The sequence below is a fragment of the Agromyces sp. NPDC029043 genome, assembly GCF_055564615.1.
Genome location: NZ_JBVHVX010000034.1, coordinates 1 through 18,492, shown reverse-complemented (window position 1 = coordinate 18,492; position 18,492 = coordinate 1). Strand labels below are relative to the sequence as shown.

At 72.5% G+C, this 18,492-nt stretch carries 18 protein-coding genes; 12 read left to right on the top strand and 6 right to left on the bottom strand.

What is annotated here, in order from left to right; translation table 11 throughout:
- Window positions 1-93: 93 nt before the first annotated feature.
- Entirely contained in the window at window positions 94-1,644 is a 1,551-nt protein-coding gene (locus ACZ4TW_RS23185) for a CoA-acylating methylmalonate-semialdehyde dehydrogenase (RefSeq protein ID WP_465546788.1), read from the bottom strand.
- 111 nt (window positions 1,645-1,755) lie between these two features.
- On the opposite strand from ACZ4TW_RS23185, the gene ACZ4TW_RS23180 reads away from it, so the two are divergent.
- From ACZ4TW_RS23180 to ACZ4TW_RS23165, 4 genes are all read left to right on the top strand, one after another.
- Entirely contained in the window at window positions 1,756-3,414 is a 1,659-nt protein-coding gene (locus tag ACZ4TW_RS23180; RefSeq protein WP_465546786.1) for a PucR family transcriptional regulator, read from the top strand.
- A gap of 124 nt (window positions 3,415-3,538) precedes the next feature.
- On the top strand, window positions 3,539-4,000 hold the full coding sequence (locus tag ACZ4TW_RS23175; protein WP_465546784.1) for a VOC family protein: 462 nt from the start codon (window positions 3,539-3,541) through the stop codon (window positions 3,998-4,000).
- A 13-nt stretch (window positions 4,001-4,013) separates the two neighbouring features.
- Complete coding sequence (locus ACZ4TW_RS23170) at window positions 4,014-4,772, top strand: winged helix-turn-helix transcriptional regulator (protein WP_465546782.1); 759 nt, start codon at window positions 4,014-4,016, stop codon at window positions 4,770-4,772.
- 80 nt (window positions 4,773-4,852) lie between these two features.
- A complete protein-coding gene (locus tag ACZ4TW_RS23165) occupies window positions 4,853-6,532 on the top strand; it encodes an alkaline phosphatase D family protein (RefSeq protein ID WP_465546780.1) in 1,680 nt (559 codons plus the stop codon).
- 42 nt (window positions 6,533-6,574) lie between these two features.
- On the opposite strand, the gene ACZ4TW_RS23160 is transcribed toward ACZ4TW_RS23165, so the two are convergent.
- Window positions 6,575-6,940 carry a cupin domain-containing protein gene (locus tag ACZ4TW_RS23160; protein WP_465546778.1) on the bottom strand — a complete coding sequence of 122 codons (366 nt, stop codon included), beginning with the start codon at window positions 6,938-6,940 and terminating at the stop codon, window positions 6,575-6,577.
- On the bottom strand, window positions 6,937-8,385 hold the full coding sequence (locus ACZ4TW_RS23155; RefSeq protein ID WP_465546776.1) for an NAD(P)/FAD-dependent oxidoreductase: 1,449 nt from the start codon (window positions 8,383-8,385) through the stop codon (window positions 6,937-6,939). The genes ACZ4TW_RS23160 and ACZ4TW_RS23155 overlap by 4 nt, the downstream gene beginning before the upstream one ends.
- Window positions 8,386-8,488: 103 nt before the next feature.
- On the opposite strand from ACZ4TW_RS23155, the gene ACZ4TW_RS23150 reads away from it, so the two are divergent.
- The gene (locus ACZ4TW_RS23150; protein WP_465546774.1) at window positions 8,489-9,286 is read left to right on the top strand and encodes a glycoside hydrolase family 16 protein; all 798 of its coding nucleotides are present in this window, start codon (window positions 8,489-8,491) and stop codon (window positions 9,284-9,286) included.
- A 58-nt stretch (window positions 9,287-9,344) separates the two neighbouring features.
- Window positions 9,345-9,524, top strand: a complete 180-nt coding sequence (locus ACZ4TW_RS23145) for a hypothetical protein (RefSeq protein WP_465546772.1) — start codon at window positions 9,345-9,347, stop codon at window positions 9,522-9,524.
- 20 nt (window positions 9,525-9,544) lie between these two features.
- On the opposite strand, the gene ACZ4TW_RS23140 is transcribed toward ACZ4TW_RS23145, so the two are convergent.
- The gene (locus ACZ4TW_RS23140; RefSeq protein ID WP_465546771.1) at window positions 9,545-11,092 is read right to left on the bottom strand and encodes a helix-turn-helix domain-containing protein; all 1,548 of its coding nucleotides are present in this window, start codon (window positions 11,090-11,092) and stop codon (window positions 9,545-9,547) included.
- A gap of 157 nt (window positions 11,093-11,249) precedes the next feature.
- Complete coding sequence (locus tag ACZ4TW_RS23135) at window positions 11,250-12,212, bottom strand: TIGR03557 family F420-dependent LLM class oxidoreductase (protein WP_465546770.1); 963 nt, start codon at window positions 12,210-12,212, stop codon at window positions 11,250-11,252.
- 292 nt (window positions 12,213-12,504) lie between these two features.
- Here ACZ4TW_RS23135 and ACZ4TW_RS23130 point away from each other — a divergent pair, with 292 nt between their 5' ends.
- From ACZ4TW_RS23130 to ACZ4TW_RS23120, 3 genes are read left to right on the top strand one after another with little or no spacing between them, the layout of a single operon-like run.
- A complete protein-coding gene (locus ACZ4TW_RS23130; protein ID WP_465546768.1) occupies window positions 12,505-13,251 on the top strand; it encodes a hypothetical protein in 747 nt (248 codons plus the stop codon).
- Window positions 13,251-13,736, top strand: coding sequence for a phage holin family protein (locus tag ACZ4TW_RS23125; RefSeq protein ID WP_465546766.1), 486 nt, complete (start codon window positions 13,251-13,253; stop codon window positions 13,734-13,736). Before ACZ4TW_RS23130 ends, ACZ4TW_RS23125 begins: the two co-directional genes overlap by 1 nt.
- Window positions 13,733-14,311, top strand: a complete 579-nt coding sequence (locus ACZ4TW_RS23120; protein WP_465546764.1) for a DUF3618 domain-containing protein — start codon at window positions 13,733-13,735, stop codon at window positions 14,309-14,311. Before ACZ4TW_RS23125 ends, ACZ4TW_RS23120 begins: the two co-directional genes overlap by 4 nt.
- A 126-nt stretch (window positions 14,312-14,437) precedes the next feature.
- Here the strand turns inward: ACZ4TW_RS23120 and ACZ4TW_RS23115 are convergent, their stop codons facing one another.
- Complete coding sequence (locus tag ACZ4TW_RS23115; RefSeq protein WP_465546762.1) at window positions 14,438-15,079, bottom strand: hypothetical protein; 642 nt, start codon at window positions 15,077-15,079, stop codon at window positions 14,438-14,440.
- Between the two features lie 230 nt (window positions 15,080-15,309).
- Here ACZ4TW_RS23115 and ACZ4TW_RS23110 point away from each other — a divergent pair, with 230 nt between their 5' ends.
- From ACZ4TW_RS23110 to ACZ4TW_RS23100, 3 genes are all read left to right on the top strand, one after another.
- Window positions 15,310-16,554, top strand: a complete 1,245-nt coding sequence (locus tag ACZ4TW_RS23110; RefSeq protein WP_465546760.1) for a sensor histidine kinase — start codon at window positions 15,310-15,312, stop codon at window positions 16,552-16,554.
- Window positions 16,512-17,228: a response regulator gene (locus ACZ4TW_RS23105; RefSeq protein ID WP_465546758.1), complete on the top strand. Its 717-nt coding sequence runs from the start codon at window positions 16,512-16,514 to the stop codon at window positions 17,226-17,228. Before ACZ4TW_RS23110 ends, ACZ4TW_RS23105 begins: the two co-directional genes overlap by 43 nt.
- A gap of 223 nt (window positions 17,229-17,451) precedes the next feature.
- Complete coding sequence (locus tag ACZ4TW_RS23100) at window positions 17,452-18,348, top strand: hypothetical protein (RefSeq protein WP_465546756.1); 897 nt, start codon at window positions 17,452-17,454, stop codon at window positions 18,346-18,348.
- The last annotated feature ends 144 nt before the right edge of the window (window positions 18,349-18,492 follow it).

The following is an 18,492-nucleotide window of genomic DNA, read 5'->3' as shown; positions in this document are numbered from 1 at the left end:
CTCCCTCCCTTCCCCCCCCCCACCCCCCCCCCCCCCCCCCCCCCCCCCCCCCCCCCCCCCCCCCCCCCCCACCCCTCGCGATGGATGAGGGGGTCAGTGGTTCTGGGGGAACCCGAGGTTGATGCCGCCGTGGGCGGCCGGGTCGAGCCAGCGGCTGGTGACGGCCTTCTCGCGCGTGAAGAAGTCGAAGCCCTGCACGCCGTAGGCCTTGCTGTCGCCGAACAGCGACTTCTTCCATCCGCCGAACGAGTGGTACGCGACCGGCACGGGGATCGGCACGTTGATGCCGATCATGCCGACCTCGACCTCGTTCTGGAAGCGCCGCGCGGCGCCGCCGTCGTTGGTGAAGATCGCGGTGCCGTTTCCGAACTCGCCCGAATTGATGAGGTCGAGGCCCTCGTCGTACGACGCGACGCGGACGACCGAGAGCACGGGACCGAAGATCTCCTCGGTGTAGGCGCGCGAGGTGGTGGGCACGTGGTCGAGCAGCGTCGGGCCGAAGAAGAAGCCGTCCTCGTGGCCGTCGACCGAGAAGCCGCGGCCGTCGACCACGACGGTCGCGCCATCCGCCTCGGCGATGTCGACGTACGACGCGACCTTGTCACGGTGCACGTCGGTGATGAGGGGGCCCATGTCGGGCTCGACGCCGTCGATGCCGGCGCCGTTGCCGATCTTCAGCCGGCCGATGCGCTCGGAGATCTTCTCGATGAGCTCGTCGGCGACGGGCTCGACGGCGAGCACGACCGAGATGGCCATGCAGCGCTCGCCCGCGGCGCCGTAGCCGGCGTTCACGGCCGAGTCGGCGACGAGGTCGAGGTCGGCGTCGGGCAGCACGAGCATGTGGTTCTTCGCGCCCCCGAGCGCCTGCACGCGCTTGCCGTGCTTCGACGCCGTCTCGTAGATGTACTGGGCGATCGGGGTCGAGCCGACGAACGAGATCGACTGGACGACCGGCGAGGTGAGCAGGCCGTCGACGGCGAGCTTGTCGCCCTGCAGGACCGTGAAGACGCCGTCGGGCAGGCCGGCCTCCTTCCAGAGCTCGGCGAGCCAGAGCGCGGCCGACGGGTCCTTCTCGCTGGGCTTCAGCACGACGGCGTTGCCCGCGGCGATCGCGATGGGGAAGAACCACATGGGCACCATCGCGGGGAAGTTGAAGGGGCTGATGACGCCGACGACGCCGAGCGGCTGCTTGAGCGAGTAGACGTCGACGCCGGTCGAGGCGTTCTCGGAGAAGGCGCCCTTGATCAGGTGGGGGAACCCGGTCGCGAGCTCGACGACCTCCTGTCCGCGCAGGATCTCGCCCATGGCGTCGGAGAGCACCTTGCCGTGCTCGGCGGTGATGATCGCGGCGAGCTCGCCCTTGCGCGCATTGAGCAGCTCGCGGAACGTGAAGAGCACCGTCTGGCGCTTCGCGATCGAGGTGCGGCTCCAGGTCTCGTAGCCGCGCTGGGCGGAGGCGATCGCCTCGTCGATCTCGGCCTGGTCGGCCAGCGCGACCTCGGCCCGGACGGCGCCGGTGGCGGGGTTGTAGACGGGCGCGGTGCGGCCGGACGTGGATGCGCGCAGCGCGCCCTCGATCCAGTGGCCGATCTGCGGCACGTCGACGGTCGCGGCGGGCGAGGTGGCGGTCTCGGTGAGGCTCATTGCAGTCCTTCTGTCTGGTGCGGTGCTGCCGGACGCCGGGATCGGACAGATCGACCGGAACCGGTTAGGCTGGCGTTCTCCCAGTGTGACAGAGGCGAAAAGGGGCGAACGATGGCATACCGTCGCGAAGTCGCGGTGAACCAGACAGATCGTCTGGGCGCCCCTCCGACGGTGACCCTCGCCGACGAGAGCTTGCCGAGCGTGCGCGAACTCCTCGCGCTCGACGCGGTCGCCGCGGGCGTGCCCGAGGTGCTCGTCGGCGGTCCGGCCCTCGACGCGCGCGTGCGATGGCTGCACGTCTCCGACAGTGCCGGCGTCGCACGCCTGCTGAACGGCGGCGAGCTGCTGCTCTCGACGGGATCGGGCTGGCCCGCCGAGCCCGACGAGCTGCGCGCGTTCGTCGCCGGACTCGTGGACGCCGGCATCGCCGGGCTCGTCCTCGAGCTCGGCGCCCACTATCGGTACGTGCCCGCCGTGGTCGTGCAGGCCGCCGAGGAGCGGGGACTCGCGCTGGCCGCCCTGCACCGCGAGGTCAAGTTCGTCTCGCTCACCGAGCAGGTGCACCGGCGGATCATCTCCGAGCAGACGGCCGCGCTGCACGCGCGCGACGAGGTGCGCGAACGGTTCACCGAGCTCGCCCTGCGCGGTGCTCCCGCCGACCACATCGTGCGCCAGCTGGCCCAGACCCTGGGTGCGCCGGTCGTGCTCGAGAACCTCGCCCACGAGGTCGTCGCGGCCGACCTCCCGCCCGACGCCGAGGAGCAGGTGCTCGCGGGATGGCAGTCGCGCTCGCGCGCCGCGCATCGCCCCTCCGCGGCGGCGGCCGATCGCGACGCATGGCTCATCGTGCCCGTCGAGGCCCGTGGCATCCGCTGGGGGCACCTCGTCGCGCTGCCCGGACCGGCGCATCCGGCCGGTCGCACGAGCGTGCTCGAGCAGGGCGCGATCGCACTGGCGCTCGGCAGGCTGGCCGACGGCGACGACACGTGGGCGCGCATCGGCCGGCAACGGCTGGTCGAGCACCTGCTCGCCGGGCGCTTCGGGTCCTCCGGCGGGGCGGCCGCGCGGCTCGAGGCGGCAGGGCTCCCGCTCGTCGGAGCCGACCTGGTCGGGCTCGTCGCGACGGGGGGCATCCGCGACGGCGCCGCCGACGATGCGGCGCGGGCGCTGGGCGGGCGGGCCCTCGAGGCGCGACCGCAGGGTGGCGCCGCGCCGGCCTCGGCGCGCGTCGTGCTCCTGTCGCTGCCCGCGGGCACCCGTTTCGACGACGCTGCGGCGACGGCTTTCGCGAGCGCGATCGCTTCGCCGGCGACGGATGCCGCGGGCGTGGCGCTCGCGATCGGCGCCACCGCCCACGACCTCGACGGCCTGCTCGTCTCGGTGCAGGAGGCGCTCGACCTCGCGCGCACGCCCCTGCCGCGTCAGGCGCGCGGCACGGTCGTGCGCCGCTCCGAGGATCGCCCCCTCGTGCGGCTCGTGACCTCGCTGCGCGACGACCACCGGCTGCAGGAGCTGGGGGAGCGCATGCTCGCGCCCCTCATCGAGCATGACCTCGCGCGTGGCGGCGACCTGCTCGACGTGCTCGGCGCCATGCTCGCGCATCCGGGCAATCGCACCGCGGCGGCGCAGGCGAGCCACCTGTCGCGCTCGGTGTTCTACCAGCGGCTCGCGCTCATCGGCGACCTGCTGGGCGTCGATCTCGACGACGGCGAGACGCTCACGGCGCTGCACATGGCGCTCCTCGTGCGACGGGGCGGCGGCACGCGCTGACGGCGCCGGTGCGTCCTCGGTGCGCCATCCATTCACTTGCTATTGACAAGTGCACTTGCAAAGAGCAAGCTGGTGTCGCAACCCCGGGGAACATCCATCACCGACGCACGAACCGGAGGACACCATGACCGCCACCAGCATCTTCGTGAACTTCCCCACCGTCGACCTCGAGCGCTCGAAGGCGTTCTACGAGGCGCTCGGCTTCAGCATCAACCCGAACTTCACCGACGACAACGCCGCATGTGTCGTGCTCGACGAGAACATCTACTTCATGGTGCTCACGCGCGAGTACCTCGGCACCTTCACCGACAAGCAGATCATCGACACGACGACCCACGCGCAGATGTCGATCGCCCTCAGCCGCGCGTCCCGCGAGGAGGTCGACGACGTTCTCGCGAAGGGCCTGGCCGCGGGGGGCACCGAGCCGCGCGAGGCGCAGGACTACGGGTTCATGTACTCGCGCGACCTCGAAGACCCCGACGGCAACATCCTGGGGTTCCTCTACATGGAGCCCGCTGCCGCCGAGATGGGCCCCGAGGCGTACATGGCGCAACAGGGCGCGAGCGCGCCGTCGACGTCGGCCTGACCGGGCCGGCCCGATGGCGACGCGCGCCGCGCGCGGCTTCGGCCAGTACGACGGCGTGGCACGGGCGATCGAGCGGGTCGGGGAGCGATGGGCGCTGCTCATCGTCCGCGACCTGCTCGTCGGCCCGCGCCGGTACGGCGACCTGAAGGCGGGCCTGCCGCGCATCCCGACGAACATCCTCGCCGACCGGCTCAAGGAGCTGCAGGAGGCGGGCGTCATCCGCCGCGTGCCGACCGTCCGCGGCGGCTACGAGCTCACCGCGCTGGGCAGCGGGCTCGCCCCGGTGGTGCTCGCGCTGGAGCGCTGGGGCTGGTCCGCACTCGGCGATCCCGGAGACGGCGAGCTCGTCACGCGCGAAGCCGTCACCATCGCCCTGCGGGCCGCGTTCCGAGCGGATGTCGCGCTCGGCATGCCGCCGACCGAGTACGTGCTGCACGTGGCCGAGGCGTCCGTCACGGCGATCGTCGTCGGCGGCACGCTCGAGGTCGTGCCCATCGGGGACGGCGCCGTGCCGCAGCCGAGGCGCGCGACGCCCGAGCCCGCGTTCGAGGCGACCCTCGAGCTCTCCCTCGTACCGGCGGAGTTCCGCGACCTGCTCGCCGGGCGGCTCGGCGCCGGCGACGTCGCCATCCTCGCCGGCGAGTCCGAGGCGCTCGTCCGGTTCACGCAGGCCTTCCGCATCGACCCGGTCGACCTGGCGCCGACACGTGCGGAGGCCGCGGCCGACCCGTCGCACTCGGCGAACGGCGGGTCCGCGGCATCCGTCGCGTGACCGTCGTCGCGGCGGGCGACGCGCTTGCCCGCCCAGCGCAACCCGTGGACCCGGCTCGCCCGACGCGGTAGAACGGCTTCATGGGTGGATCGGCGCTCGTGCTGGGACCGATGCTGCGATACGTCGACGAGACGTCCGCGAGCATCTGGGTCGAGACGCGGACGGCGTGCCGCGTGACGGTGCGCGCCGGCGGACGGGAGTGGGCGGCCCGCACCTTCCGGGTGCACGACCACCACTACGCCCTCGTCGAGCTCGACGGCCTCCCGGCCGGCACCGGGTTCCGATACGAGGTCGAGCTCGACGGCGAGCGGGTCTGGCCGGAGGCCGGAACGTCGTATCCGGTCTCCCAGGTCGTCACTCGTACGCCCGGACGGCGTCTGCGCCTCGCGTACGGGTCGTGCCGCACGAGCGTGCCCCATGACGCGCACGGCAACCGCACGCACGGGGTCGACTCGATGCGCGCGTTCGCGCTCGCCATGGCGAACGGCAGCGAGGAGCGCCCCGACCTGCTGCTCTTCCTCGGCGACCAGGTCTACGCCGACCTGACGTCGAAGGAGATGCAGGACTTCATCCGCAGTCGCCGCGACATCCACGACGAACCCGGCAAGGAGCTCAAGGACTACGAGGAGTACGCGCACCTCTACCAGCTCGCCTGGTCCGACCCGGCGAATCGCTGGCTGCTGTCGACGGTGCCGACGGCGATGATCTTCGACGACCACGATGTGCGCGACGACTGGAATGCCTCGCTCGACTGGAAGCGCGACATGGAGGCGACCTCGTGGTGGCACGGGCGGATCGTTGCCGGACTCGGCTCGTACTGGGTGTACCAGCATCTCGGCAACCTGTCGCCGCGCGAGCGCGCGGACGACGAGCTGTGGCAGCGGGTCGTCGCCCACGAGCGCGACGGCGATGGGGAGCTCGACCTGAGCGGCGCGCTCGACGCGTTCGCCGAACGGGCCGACCGCGAGCCGACGAGCGTGCGCTGGAGCTACGCGCGCGACCTCGACGACGTGCGCCTGATCGTGGTCGACTCGCGCGCCGCGCGCGATCTCGACCCGTCCGATCGGGGCCTGCTCGACCGCGACGAACTCGCCTGGTTCGACCGCCAGCTCCAGGGCGGCTTCCGGCAGGTGATCGTCGCCACGTCGCTGCCGTTCCTGCTGCCGATGGGACTCCATCACGTCGAGGCATGGGACGAGGCGATCTCGCAGGGTGCCTGGGGCCGCGCCGCGGCGCGGATCGGCGAGCGGCTGCGGCAGGCGGTCGACCTCGAGCACTGGGCGGCGTGGGAGAACACCTTCCAGTCGGTCGCACGCATGGTGGCGGAACTCGCCGACGGCACGCGGGGGCCCGCGCCGGAGAACGTGCTCTTCCTCTCGGGCGACGTCCATTACTCCTACCTCGCCGAGGTCGAGCGCGGGCATGGCGGACGCATCCTGCAGGCGGTGTGCTCGCCCGTCCGCAACCCGCTGCCGCGGTTCCTCCGCTGGTTCGCGGTCGTGATGTCGTACGGGCTGGCGACGCCTGTCGGCGCGGCCGCGGCGCGCTCGGCGAAGGTGCCCGACGCGCCGTTCGAGTGGCGCACGGTCAAGGGCCCGTGGTTCGACAACAACCTCGCGCTGCTGGTGGACGCGGCCGACGGCCTCCGGTTCACCTGGCACACGGGCGTCGTCGAACGGGGCGACGAGCGCCATCCGCGCCTGAAGGAAGTCGCCGCGATCACGGTGCCGGCCGATCGCGACGTGGCGCTCTCCGTCTGAACCACGGCGCGGCGGCGCGGATGGCGCGCCCGCACGTCGCCGCTACGGCGCCACGTACAGCTTCCGCAGCGTCTCGTGCACCGTCCACACGGTCCGCATCCCGGCCTCGAGCCGCACGAGCGACCCGGGCGCCAGGTCGATCGCCGGTCGCACGGGACTCGCGAACTCGACCGTCGCACGACCCGCGATGACGAGGAACACCTCGTCGGCCTCCGTGTCGCGCATCGCGCCCGGCGTCATCTCCCAGACGCCGAGCTCGCGGCCGCCGTCGGTTGCCACGTCGAGTTCGACGTGCCCGGTGGTCGGCGCGCCGGCGGCGACCCGGTCGTGCGGCACGGGCTCGTGGGCGAGCGGCAGCGCCGCGGCATCCGTCACCGCGCCCGCGGTGAGTCGGTCGGCGGCGCTCACGAGTCGAACCCGAGGCCGAGCGCGTCGAGCGTGCGCAGCACGAGGTTGCGCCGGCCCTGATGGTGATCGGCGCGGTCGAGCGACCAGCGGGTGAGGTTGATGCCGACGGATGCCGCGGGCTCGGGTGGAAACGGCAGGGGACGCGTGCGCACCATCTCGAGGGCGGTGCGCTCGGTCTCGACGCCGTCGAGCCGGTCGAGCATGGTCTCGGCCATGAACCGCGTGGACGCCACCCCCAGCCCGGTGAAGCCGGACGCGTAGGCGACCCGGCCGTCGCGCGCGAGTCCGGTGAACGCCGTGAACTGCGTCGACGTGTCGATCGCGCCGGCCCACTTGTGGCTGAACCGCAGCCCCTCGAGTTGCGGGTAGGTCGTGAAGAAGTGGCTCGCGAGCCGCGCGAAGCTGGCCGGTCGTTCCTCGTAGCGCTCCCGGATTCGGCCGCCGGCATGGTAGATCGCGTCGTACCCGCCGTAGAGGATGCGCCCGTCGCGCGTGAGGCGCGAGTAGTGGAACTGATTGGCGAGGTCGCCGACGCCCTGCCGGTTCGCCCACCCGATCGACGCGCGCTGCTCCGCCGAGAGCGGCTCGGTCACGAGCACGTAGTCGTAGACGGGCACGGTCATGAGGCGGTTGCGCTTGAGCAGCGATGGGAAGACGTTGGTGGCGAGCACCACGCGGGTGGCCTCGATGCGGCCGTGCTCGGTGACCAGCCGCACCGAGCCGGTGGAACCCGACGTGTCGAGGCGGCGCACGGGCGACCGCTCGAAGATCTCGACGCCCGCCTCCTCGGCGACGCGCGCGAGTTCGGCGGCGAGCTTCGCCGGGTGCAGGATGGCGCTCGTGCGCGTGTTCCAGACGGCGCCGAGGTAGGCGGGGGAGTCGATCTCGGCACGCAGCTGATGCTCGTCGAGCAGCTTCACCGTGTCATCGCCGCGGGTCGCGGCATCGGCTGCCGCTTCGTGCAGCCATTCGACCTGGTGCGGTTCGACGGCGATGTCGAGCGAGCCGTTGCGCTCGAACTCGACGTCGATCCCGAGCTCGGCCTCGCTCGCCTCGATCGCGTCGAGGTTCGCCAGCCCGAGCCGGTCGAGCTCGTCGATCTCGTCGGGCCAGCGGGCCAGGCCGTTCTCGCGGCCGTGCGTGAGGCTCGCCTCGCAGAACCCGCCGTTGCGCCCGGATGCCGCCCAGCCCGGCTGCCTCGCCTCGACGAGCACGACCCGCAGGCCGGGGTCGCGCCGCTTGGCGAGGACGGCGGTCCACAGGCCGGTGTACCCGCCGCCGACGATCGCGAGGTCGGCGACGTGTGCGCCATCGAGGCGCGGTCGCCGGGGGGTCGCGGCGGCGGGCAGGTCGTCGATCCAGAAGACGCGCTGCTCGGCGGCGGCGAGACTGTGCTCGATGACGGATGCCGGCGGGCGGCGGCGCTCGTAGACGGTCGTTCCCACGGGGGATCACTCCAAGTCGGTCGGGTCCTGCCATCATGCCACGTATTGCACACATGGACAATAAGACGAGGCGGATGTCGGCGGGGCACGAGAGCATCGGCCCATGCCCCCCGCGCCGCCCGTCCCGCCGCCCTCGCCCGACCTGCTCGAGTTCGACGCCGACTTCTCCGGTCCCGATCTCGACCCGGCCCAGTGGATACCGCACTACCTGCCGCAGTGGTCCAGCCGCGAGCGCACGCTCGCCCGCTACGACGTCGGCGACGGCGTGCTGCGCCTGCGGGTCGATGCCGACCAGCCGCCGTGGTCGGTCGAGTACGACGGCGCGACGCAGGTGTCGAACCTGCAGACCGCGGTGCGCTCGGGAGCGGTGGGCTCCGAGGCCGGCCAGCACCCGTTCCGCGAGGGGCTCGTGGTCCGCGAGGCCCAGCCCGATCGACGGCTCTACACCCCGCACTTCGGCCGCATCGAGGTGGTCGCCGCGATCGACGGCATCGACGAGCACGCGATGGCCGCGCTGTGGATGATCGGCGTCGAGGACGATCCGGCGCAGTCCGCCGAGATCTGCGTCTTCGAGGTCTTCGGTCGCGACATCGCCGACGATGGCGGCGCCCTGGTCGGCATGGGCCTCCACCCGTTCCGCGACCCGGCCATCGCCGACGACTTCGAGCGCGTGCGCCTGCTCGACGACGTGCGCGAGCCCCACCGGTACGCGGTCGACTGGCGCCCCGACGAGGTCGTGTTCTCGATCGACGGCGTGGTCCGCAAGCGCGTCGCCCAGTCGCCCCAGTACCCGATGCAACTCATGCTCGACGTGTTCGCCTTCCCGCCGTCGCCGCCGGCGGCCGCCGCGTATCCCGAGTCGTTCGCGGTGCACGCGGTGCGCGGGTACCGACACGGCTGATCGATCCGGCCGCGCCCGAGGGGGTGACGCCGCGGGCCGATCGTGGCAGGGTGCCGGTATGGAGCTGCGGATCTCGATCGACCTCGATGCCCTTCCCGACGACACCGCAGCCGCCGAGGTCGGCCGGATCCTGAGCTTCTGGGCGGGCGCGGTGCCTCAGCTCGACTTGAACGGCCCGGCCGAGCACGAGCTCATGGACCGCGACGGCGCGCCCGTCGGCACGCTCGTCATCCACTGACGCGCGAACGCCCACTCCGCTCAGGCCCGCGGCGCGTGCGCCTCGAGGAACTGGTACACCTCGGTCTGGTCGACCCCCGGGAACGTGCCGGTCGGCAGCGCCGCGAGCAGCGAGGTCGGGGTGCGCGCGGCCGGCCACGAGGCATCCGCCCACTTCTCGGACAGCGTCGACGGCGGGCGCCGACAGCACGACTCGTCGGGGCAGGTCGAGACCGCGCGGTGCGGCGTCTCGCGCCCGCGGAACCACTTGACGTGCTCGAACGGCACGCCGACCGACACCGAGTACTCGCCCTCCTTCGCCTTCTCGATGCGCGACGTGCACCAGAACGTGCCCGATGACGTGTCGGTGTACTGGTACCAGGGGCTGAAGCGGTCCTCGACGTCGAACACCGTGCGCGCCGTCCAGTTGCGGCAGACGATCGTGCCCTCGACGGCGCCGAGCGCATCGGACGGGAAGCGCACCGCGTCGTTCTCGTACGCCTTGATGATCGTTCCCGACTCGTGCACCTTCATGAAGTGCACGGGGATGTCGAGCCGCGCCGTCGCGAGGTTCGTGAAGCGGTGCGCGGCCGTCTCGTACGAGACGGCGAAGTGGTCGCGGAGCTCCTCCATCGAGATGCGGCGCAGGTTCTTGGCCTCGGTGAGGTAGCGCACCGCGGCCTGCTCGGGCAGCAGGATGGCGGCCGTGAGGTAGTTCGTCTCGATGCGCTGGCGGAGGAAGTCGCCGTAGCTGCCGGGCTCCTCGTGGCCGAGCAGGTGCGAGGCGAGCGCCTGCAGGATCGGGGAGCGCGAGTCTCGCGACGGCGACTGCTGCGTCGGCAGGTAGATGCGGCCGTTGCGCTTGTCGGTCACCGAGCGCGTCGAGTGCGGCAGGTCGCCCACGTAGTGGAGCGAGTAGCCGAGGTGGCTCGCCATGTCGGCGACGAGCTGGTGCGAGACCGGTCCGCCGGAGTGGCCGACGGCCTCGAGTAGTTCGGCGGCCTTCGCCTCGAGCTCGGGATAGAAGTTGTCGCGGGCGCGCATCTCTGCGCGGAGCTGCGCGTTCGCGCGGCGGGCCTCCTCGGGCGTGGCGGCGCGTTCGCGGTGCAACCGGTCGATCTCGTTGTGCAGCGCGAGGATCGTCTGCAGCGTCTGGTCGGTCATGCCCTTCGCGACCCGGAACGTCGGCAGGCCGAGCGCGGCGAAGACCGGACCCCGCTGCGCGCGTTCGACCGCGATCTCGAGCGCGGCCCGCTCCGAGGGCGCGTCGGGCCGCAGCAGCTCGTCGGCGGTGGTGCCGAGTGCGAGCGCGATGGTGCGGAGCATCGAGAGGCGTGGTTCCCGCTTGCCGTTCTCGATCGCGGACACCTGGCTCGGTGCGCGGTCGATCGCGACGGCGAGCTCGCCGAGGGTCATGCCCGCGGCGACGCGGCGGTCGCGGATGCGTCGGCCCAGGGTCAGCGCGTCGACCTCGTCGGCCCCGGGCTCGGGCGGTGCGCCGACGACCGCGACCGGTCCGACGGCGCGTGCGGGCGCCGCGGCGTACGCGACGACGGGTGCCGTGGAATGGGTGCGATCGGCGGTGACCATGCCTCATGGTCACATGAGCGAACGGATGTCGCAAACGGAAGTATCACGAAAGTTCCGCTCGCGTCGGCCGAATTCGCACGATTCACGCCGCAGATGCCCCGGGCAGATGCGAAGAACCGTGGAAGTGCTGCGGATGGAGGGCCGGCCTTCGCCGTGCTCAGCCTGCGGTGAGCGCGGGCCGCAGCTCGTTCGCAAAGAACTCGAAGAAGCCGTCGGTGTCCGGTCCCAGGTTCATGATCGCGATGCGATCGTAGCCGGCGTCCTCGTAGGCGCGCACCGAGTCGACATGCGCGGCGACATCCGGGCCGCAGGAGACCTGATCGCGCACGTCGTCGAGGCGTACGAACACCGAGGCCTCCTCGAAGTTGGCCGGGCTCGGCAGTTCGCTCATGACCTTCCATCCGAGCAGCGACCAGCGGGAGGTCTCGTGCGCCGCGCGCGCGGCTGCGTCGGCATCGGGAGCCCAGGCGATGGCCGCCTCGCCGTACCGCACTCCGTCGCCGCCACGAGCCCAGTACGCCTCGACGAGCGCTCGATCGGGGTCGGTGCCGAACATCGCATCGCCGTACTCGGCGGCCAGCCCCGCGGCATCCGGCCCGCCTGCGGCCACCGCGATGGTCGGGAGCTCATCGGGCAGGTCGAACACGCGGGCGTCTTCGAGCGCCAGGTACTCGCCGTCGAACGAGTGATAGCCGCCCGACCACAGCAGCCGGATGATCTGGATCGCCTCCCGGAGCATCGCCTGGCGGTCGGCGACGTTCGGATAGCCGGCCGCGACCACGTGCTCGTTCAGGCGCTCACCCGAGCCGAGTCCGAGCGTGAAGCGGCCCTCGCTGAGGATCGCGAGTGTGGCCGCCGCCTGCGCGATGATCGCCGGGTGGTACCGGACCGTCGGACAGGTGACCCCGGTGGCGAGGCCGATGCGTTCGGTCGACGCGGCGATCGCCCCGAGCACCGACCAGGCGAACGGCGAATGCCCTTGCGAGTCCAGCCACGGGTGGTAGTGGTCGCTGATCTCGACGAAGTCGAACCCCGCGTCCTCGGCGAGGCGCGCCTGCCGGACCAGCTCGTTCGGGCCGAACCCCTCGGCCGCGAGCTTGTAGCCGTACTGCACCGGCATGCCGGACTCCCTCCTGGCGCACGGGTGCCGCGGGCGCGGGGCGCGCCGCGGCGGATCGTGCTGGTGAGGCTACGCACTCGTGCGACGCTCTGGGACCCCGTTGCATCGGGTCGCCGAGACGTGTAGCGAGCCGCCGACGGTCGCCGCGTGTCGTGCACGCGCGCGGGTTATACGCTCCGTTTCCAGTCCTCGCAAGACCCTTCAAGGCCGAGCGGCGTCGACCTAGCGTGGCCCATGCACAATCCGCCATCGAGCCCGGCTCATCGTCGGTCTCGGACAGGAAGGGGCGAACATGGTGAACACCGCAGGGACCGGAAATCCCGATCTCAAGCAGGAAGCAGGTGCGGCCGGCCATCGCGTCGCCGACACCGCCAAGCAGGAGGCGCGCGGCGTCGCGTCCGAGGCGAAGTACCAGGTCCGCCAGCTCGCGGACCGCGTCGGCAGCGAGGTCCGCTCGCAGGCGTCGACGCAGCAGCACCGCGCCGCTGGAGGCATCCGCGACCTCGGGTCGCAGTTCTCGGACATGGCTGCCGGAACCCCGCCCCAGTCGGGCCTCGCGCGCGACCTCGTCCAGAATGTCGCCAGCCGCGCCGACTCCGTCGCGTCCTGGCTCGACCAGCGTGAGCCGCAGGACGTCCTCGAAGAGGTCAAGCGATTCGCGCGTCGCCGTCCGGGGGTCTTCCTCGCGATCGCCGCGGGCGCGGGCGTCGTGATCGGCCGGCTGACCCGATCGCTCGCCACGCCGAGCGACGACTCGAGCAGGGGCACGCAGGGATATGCCGCGCCGCTCACCGGCACCGGCGAGGCGCCCTATACGACCGAGTACCCCGGCACGTCCGGGACCTACACCGGCACCGGCGGCACGTACGCCACCGGAGCGGGCGTCGGGACGACCGGCACCGTCGGCGGAGCGCACGTCGCCGAGCCCGAGACCACGTGGGCATCCGAGCCCACGGCCGGCGTCACCGGGACCGAGCCGTACGTCGAGCCGCTTCCCGGCGACGGCACCCGCCGGGGCGACGGGACCGGAGCCCTCTGATGAGCGGCGCGCACACGGGAGGCGTCGATCCGCGGTCGACCGGCGCGCACGTCGCTGGCGCGCCGCCGGCAGACCTGCCGACGCCCTCGGAGCAGAAGGCCGCAACCACCTCGCTCGGCGATCTCGTCGCCGAGGTGACCCGCGACATGTCGACGCTCATGCGCCAGGAGGTCGAGCTCGCCAAGGCCGAGGCCACCCAGTCCGCGAAGCGCGCGGGCAAGGGAGCCGGCCTGTTCGGCGGTGCAGGGTTCGCCGGATGGTTCGCGGTCCTGTTCCTGTCGGTCGCACTGTGGTGGGCGCTCGGGGACCTGATCGACAGCCTCGGCTGGTCCGCCGTCATCGTCGCGGTCCTCTGGGGCATCGTGGCCGCCGTGCTCTATGTCATGGGCAAGAAGGAGTTCGACCGCGTGCAGGGCCTGCCCCGAACGGTCGACAGCCTCAAGCAGATCCCGGAAACGTTGAAGAGGAATGAGGAGAACCGATGACTACCGATCCGAACGCCATCCGTTCCGACATCGAACGGACTCGAGCGGAGCTCGGTCAGGACGTCGACGCCCTCGCCGACAAGGTCAATCCCGGCAAGGCGGTGCACCGCCAGACCGAGAAGGTCAAGGGCGTGTTCCGGCGGGCCAAGGACCGCGTGATGGGCAGCGCGTCCGACATGGCCGACTCCACGGGGGGTGCGATGCACTCCGCCGGTGAGGCCGTCGGTCAGGCGCCGCAGCGCGTGGCCTCGGCCACGCGGGGAAACCCCATCGCGGCGGGCCTGATCGTGCTCGGCGCCGCCTGGCTCGTCTCGTCGCTGATCCCGGCGTCGCGCCCGGAGCGCCAGGTCGCGGAGAAGGCGAAGGAGGCGGCCGCGCCGCTCGTCGACGAGGTGAAGAGCGTGGCGCAGGACGCCGCCCAGAACCTCAAGTCCGACGCGCAGGACGCCGTGGGCTCGGTGAAGGACCGTGCGGGCGAGGCCGTCGAGACCGTCAAGTCCGAGGGCAAGACGGCTGCGGCCGACGTGAAGGACGCCGCCCAGCAGCACGACAACCCGCCCCAGTACGGGTACTGATCCCGCAGCGCCGACCCGGTGTCCCGTCCGACGGACGGGCACCGGGTCGCTGCATGTCGTCGAGGGGTCGCAACACGCCGTTCGCGCCGGAAGGCGCGCGGCGCGTCGCGACCCCTCGACTCGCGCTCAGCGGCGCGCGAGACGGCGTGCCCGCCCCTCGAGGCGGCCGGCCAGGATGACGGACCCCAGCACGAGCAGGAACGCGCCGGCGGGCACGCCGCCGCCGACCTGCGACAGGAAGAGCAGCGGCAGCTGCAGGAACGGGATCGGCAGGGCGAGCCACAGGCTCACGCGCTTCGCCCGGACGAGCGAGACGCACAGGGCGATCGCGCCGACGAGCCACAGCGCGTTGGCGAGCATCGCGACCGCGGGGAAGAACTCGAGGTCGATGCCGTTGACCGCGCTCGTGATGGTGCCGACCGTGAGGAGCACCGTGCCGGTCGCGGCCGTGACGGCACCCCAGCTCGAGCGGGCGTAGCGCGCCAGGCCCAGGAACAGCACCGCGAACGCCCACAGGCTGACCGTGAACATCGCGAGGATGAAGCGCGTGCGCGGATCGATCGCGGGGTCCTCGTCCTGCGGGAAGAGGAACTGCAGCACGCCGATGACGATCGAGAGTGCCCCGGCGGTGAGCGCGGCGACGCCCGTGAGCCGGGTTCCGACGCGGCCGACGAGGCGGCCGCCGCGCGGGAAGCTCATGACGGGAGCCGTCGAGTCGGATGCTGCGGCTCGCGACGAGAGGACGGGGTCGGTGGTGGCGGGAGCCATGGGAGGCCTTCCTGTTCGTGGGTTCGATGAGGTCTGGCGGCCTGGATCGGCCGACATGGCGAACCTACGGACGGGGTGGAGGCACCGGCATCGACCGCGAGTCGACGGATGTCGCGACGCAGGGCTCGTCGCCGCGAGCCTCCGGTCGGCCCGCGCATCGACCCCCGGCGGTGCGGATGTCGACCTTCGTCGCTGTCGCACGCGGGCCGGGCCGCCGTAGCATCGGACCCGTGCCGACCGACTCCGCCCTCGTCTCCTCGCCGCGCGACGACCGCGCGACGGCGGCCGGGCGTCCCGGACGCGCCGCCGGACCCGCCGCCGGCCCGTGGAGGGGGTGGCGACGCTGGACCACGCCGCTCGACCTCGCGATCGCCGGTGGCATCGGCCTGTGGGCGACGCTCGAGGCCGTGCTCGTGCCGTCGAGCAGCGTGCTCGCGCAGCTCGGCTTCGCACTCGCCGTGTCCGCACCGCTCGTGGTGCGCCGCCGGTTCCCGGCGCTCGTGATGCTGCTCGTCGCGGCCGCGCTCGTCGGGCACGCCGCGCTCGCCGGGGCGGATGCCACGTTCAACCCGTTCCCGAGCCTGCTGGTCGCGACGTACACCGTTGCCGAGCGCATCGCCCGGTGGTGGTTCGCGGCGCTCCTCGGGACGGTGCCGATCGCCGCGATGCTCGCCGCGCACGCACTCGGCTACTTCGGATCGCCGGGCATCGAGGCCGCCGGAACGGTGTTCCTCGTCTTCTTCGTGAGCGCCACGTGGTCGGCGGGCCGCATCGTGCGGCACCGCGCGCTCACCCTCGAGCGCACGCGCGAGAGCTCCGACCGGCTCGCGGCCGACGCCGTGGCATCCGAGCGGGCCCGCATCTCGCGCGAGCTGCACGATATCGTGGCGCACGCGCTCTCGATCGTCGCGCTGCAGGCGGGGGCCGCCGAGCAGTTCCTCGATAAGGACGTCGAACGGGCGCGTCGCCACCTGCAGCTCACGCGTCGCACCGCGCAGGAGGCGCTCGACGAGATGCGGCACCTGCTCGGCGTGCTCCGCGAGGACGGCGTGGCGTACGCGCCGCAGCCCGGGCTGTCGGGCTTGCGCGACCTCATCGCCGAGACGGAGGCGGCCGGGCACGCGTGCCGCCTCGAGGTCGACGAGGCGGTCGCGGGCGTTCCCGATGGCGTCGCGCTCGCGGTGTACCGGATCGTGCAGGAGTCGCTCACCAACGTGCGCAAGCACGCGCCCGGCGCCGACGTGGCGGTGCGGGTCGATCGTCGCGACCATGCCGTGCGGGTCGAGGTCGTGAACGGTCCGCCGCCGGGCGACGGCGCAGCGCCCGACACGGTGGCGGCCGTGCGCGGCAGCGGGCGCGGCCTGCCCGGCATGGGCGAGCGCGTCCGCGTCTACGGCGGCGTGCTCAACACGGGGCCGAGCGACGGGGGCGGATGGCGCGTGGCCGCCGAACTCCCGCTGGGGGATGCCTCGTGAGCGCGCCGCGCGTGCTGGTCGCCGACGACCACGCGCTCGTCCGCTCCGGCATCGTGGGGCTCCTCGAGGCCGCCGACCTGGAGGTCGTCGGCGAGGCCGGCGACGGCGAGGAGGCCGTCGAGGCCGCTCGACGGCTCCGGCCCGACGTCGTGCTCATGGATATCCGCATGCCCGGCCTCGACGGCATCGAGGCCACCGCGCGGGTCGCGGCGGCGCCCGACCCGCCGCGAGTGCTGGTGCTCACGACCTTCGACCTCGACGAGTACGTCTACCGCGCGCTGCAGGCCGGCGCATCGGGGTTCCTCCTCAAGGATGCACCGCCCGAGCGGCTCGTCGACGCGGTGCGCACGGTCGCGCGCGGCGAGTCGCTGCTCGCCCCGGCGCTCACGCGGCGCCTCATCGAGCGGTACCTCGCATCGCCCCCGCCGGGCGCGCCGGCCGCCGACCCCGCCGCCGAGCTGACGCCGCGGGAGCGCGAGGTGTGGCTGCTCATCGCCCGGGGGCTGTCCAACCAGGAGATCGGGCGGCGACTCTTCCTGAGCGAGGCGACCGTGAAGGCGCACATCACGCGCCTGCTCGCCAAGCTCGGCCTGCGCGACCGCGTCCAGGCGGTGGTCGCCGCCTACGAGTCCGGCCTCGTCCGCGCCGGCGACGCGTCCTCGCCGACCGCCTGAACGGTCGCCCCGACTCAGGTCGTCGGTCGCCGGCGTGCTCGCGCCCGACCTCGTCGAGGGGTCGCAACACGCCGTGCGCGCCGGAAGGCGCGCAGCGTGTTGCGACCCCTCGCGAAGAATCGAGTGCGACCACTCTTCCTCCACACGTCGTTGGCGCGCGATGGCGCGCACGCGATGGGCGCGGGGACGCGAGGGTGGAGCCGCCGCGCGGGAGGGTCGGCGGGTGACCGTGCCCTCGCCGCTCCCCATCCGATTCGCGGAGCGCCCCTTCTCGACGACCGCCGCGATCGGAGCAGGCATCGCCCGCCAAAGGCTTCGGAGGTCCGACCTGATCGCTCCCTTCCATGGGGTGCGGGTGGCCGCGGCCACCGAGCTCGACCATGCGGCGAGATGCGACGCGTATGCGCAGCGGATGCCGCAGCGGTTCGCCTTCGCAGGCCCGTCCGCCGCTCGGATCTGGGGGATTCCCTTGCCCCGGGCGCTCGAACGGGATCCGCGGCTGCACGTCGTCGCCACAGGCGGGGGACCCGCGCCGCGAGGCGCGGGCGTCGCGGGCACGCGAACGCGACGCGAGATCGAGACGCGTATCGAGCAGGGACTGCGAGTCGTGGCGCCGGTCGAGGCGTGGATCGGTCTCGCCTCGGTCCTCTCGCTCGATCAGCTCATCGCTGCCGGCGACCGCCTCCTGGGGCTTCCGGAACCGTACGCGAGCCGTGCGGAGATCCAGCAGGCCCTGGAACGGGATGGCGGCCGGCGAGGCATCCTCCGCCTCCGGCACGCGCTCGACGGGATGCGGGAGAACGTCTATTCGCCGCGTGAGACTCGGACGCGCCTGCTCCTCGTCCGCGAGGGCGTCGGCAGCGACGAGCCCGAGCCCAATGGCGTCATCCGGTTGTATCACGGCGGCGAGACGCGCGGCGACCTCGTGTTCCGGCAGGAGCGGGTGGTCGTCGAGTACGAGGGCGAGCACCACCTCACCGATCCCACGCAGTGGGCGAGGGACCTCGTCCGGTACAACGACCTCGCGCTGTCCGGATGGCTCGTGATCCGCCTATCCAAGCGCATGACCGACCGGGAGATCATCGAGCGGGTCGCCGCCGCGCTTGGCGCTCGAGCGTGAGAGGCACATCGAGGGGTCGCAACACGCCGTCTGCGCAGGAAGGCGCGCGGCGTGTTGCGACCCCTCGCGAAGAATCGAGTGCGACCACTCTTCCTCCACACGTCGTTGGCGCGCGATGGCGCGCACGCGATGGGCGCGGGGACG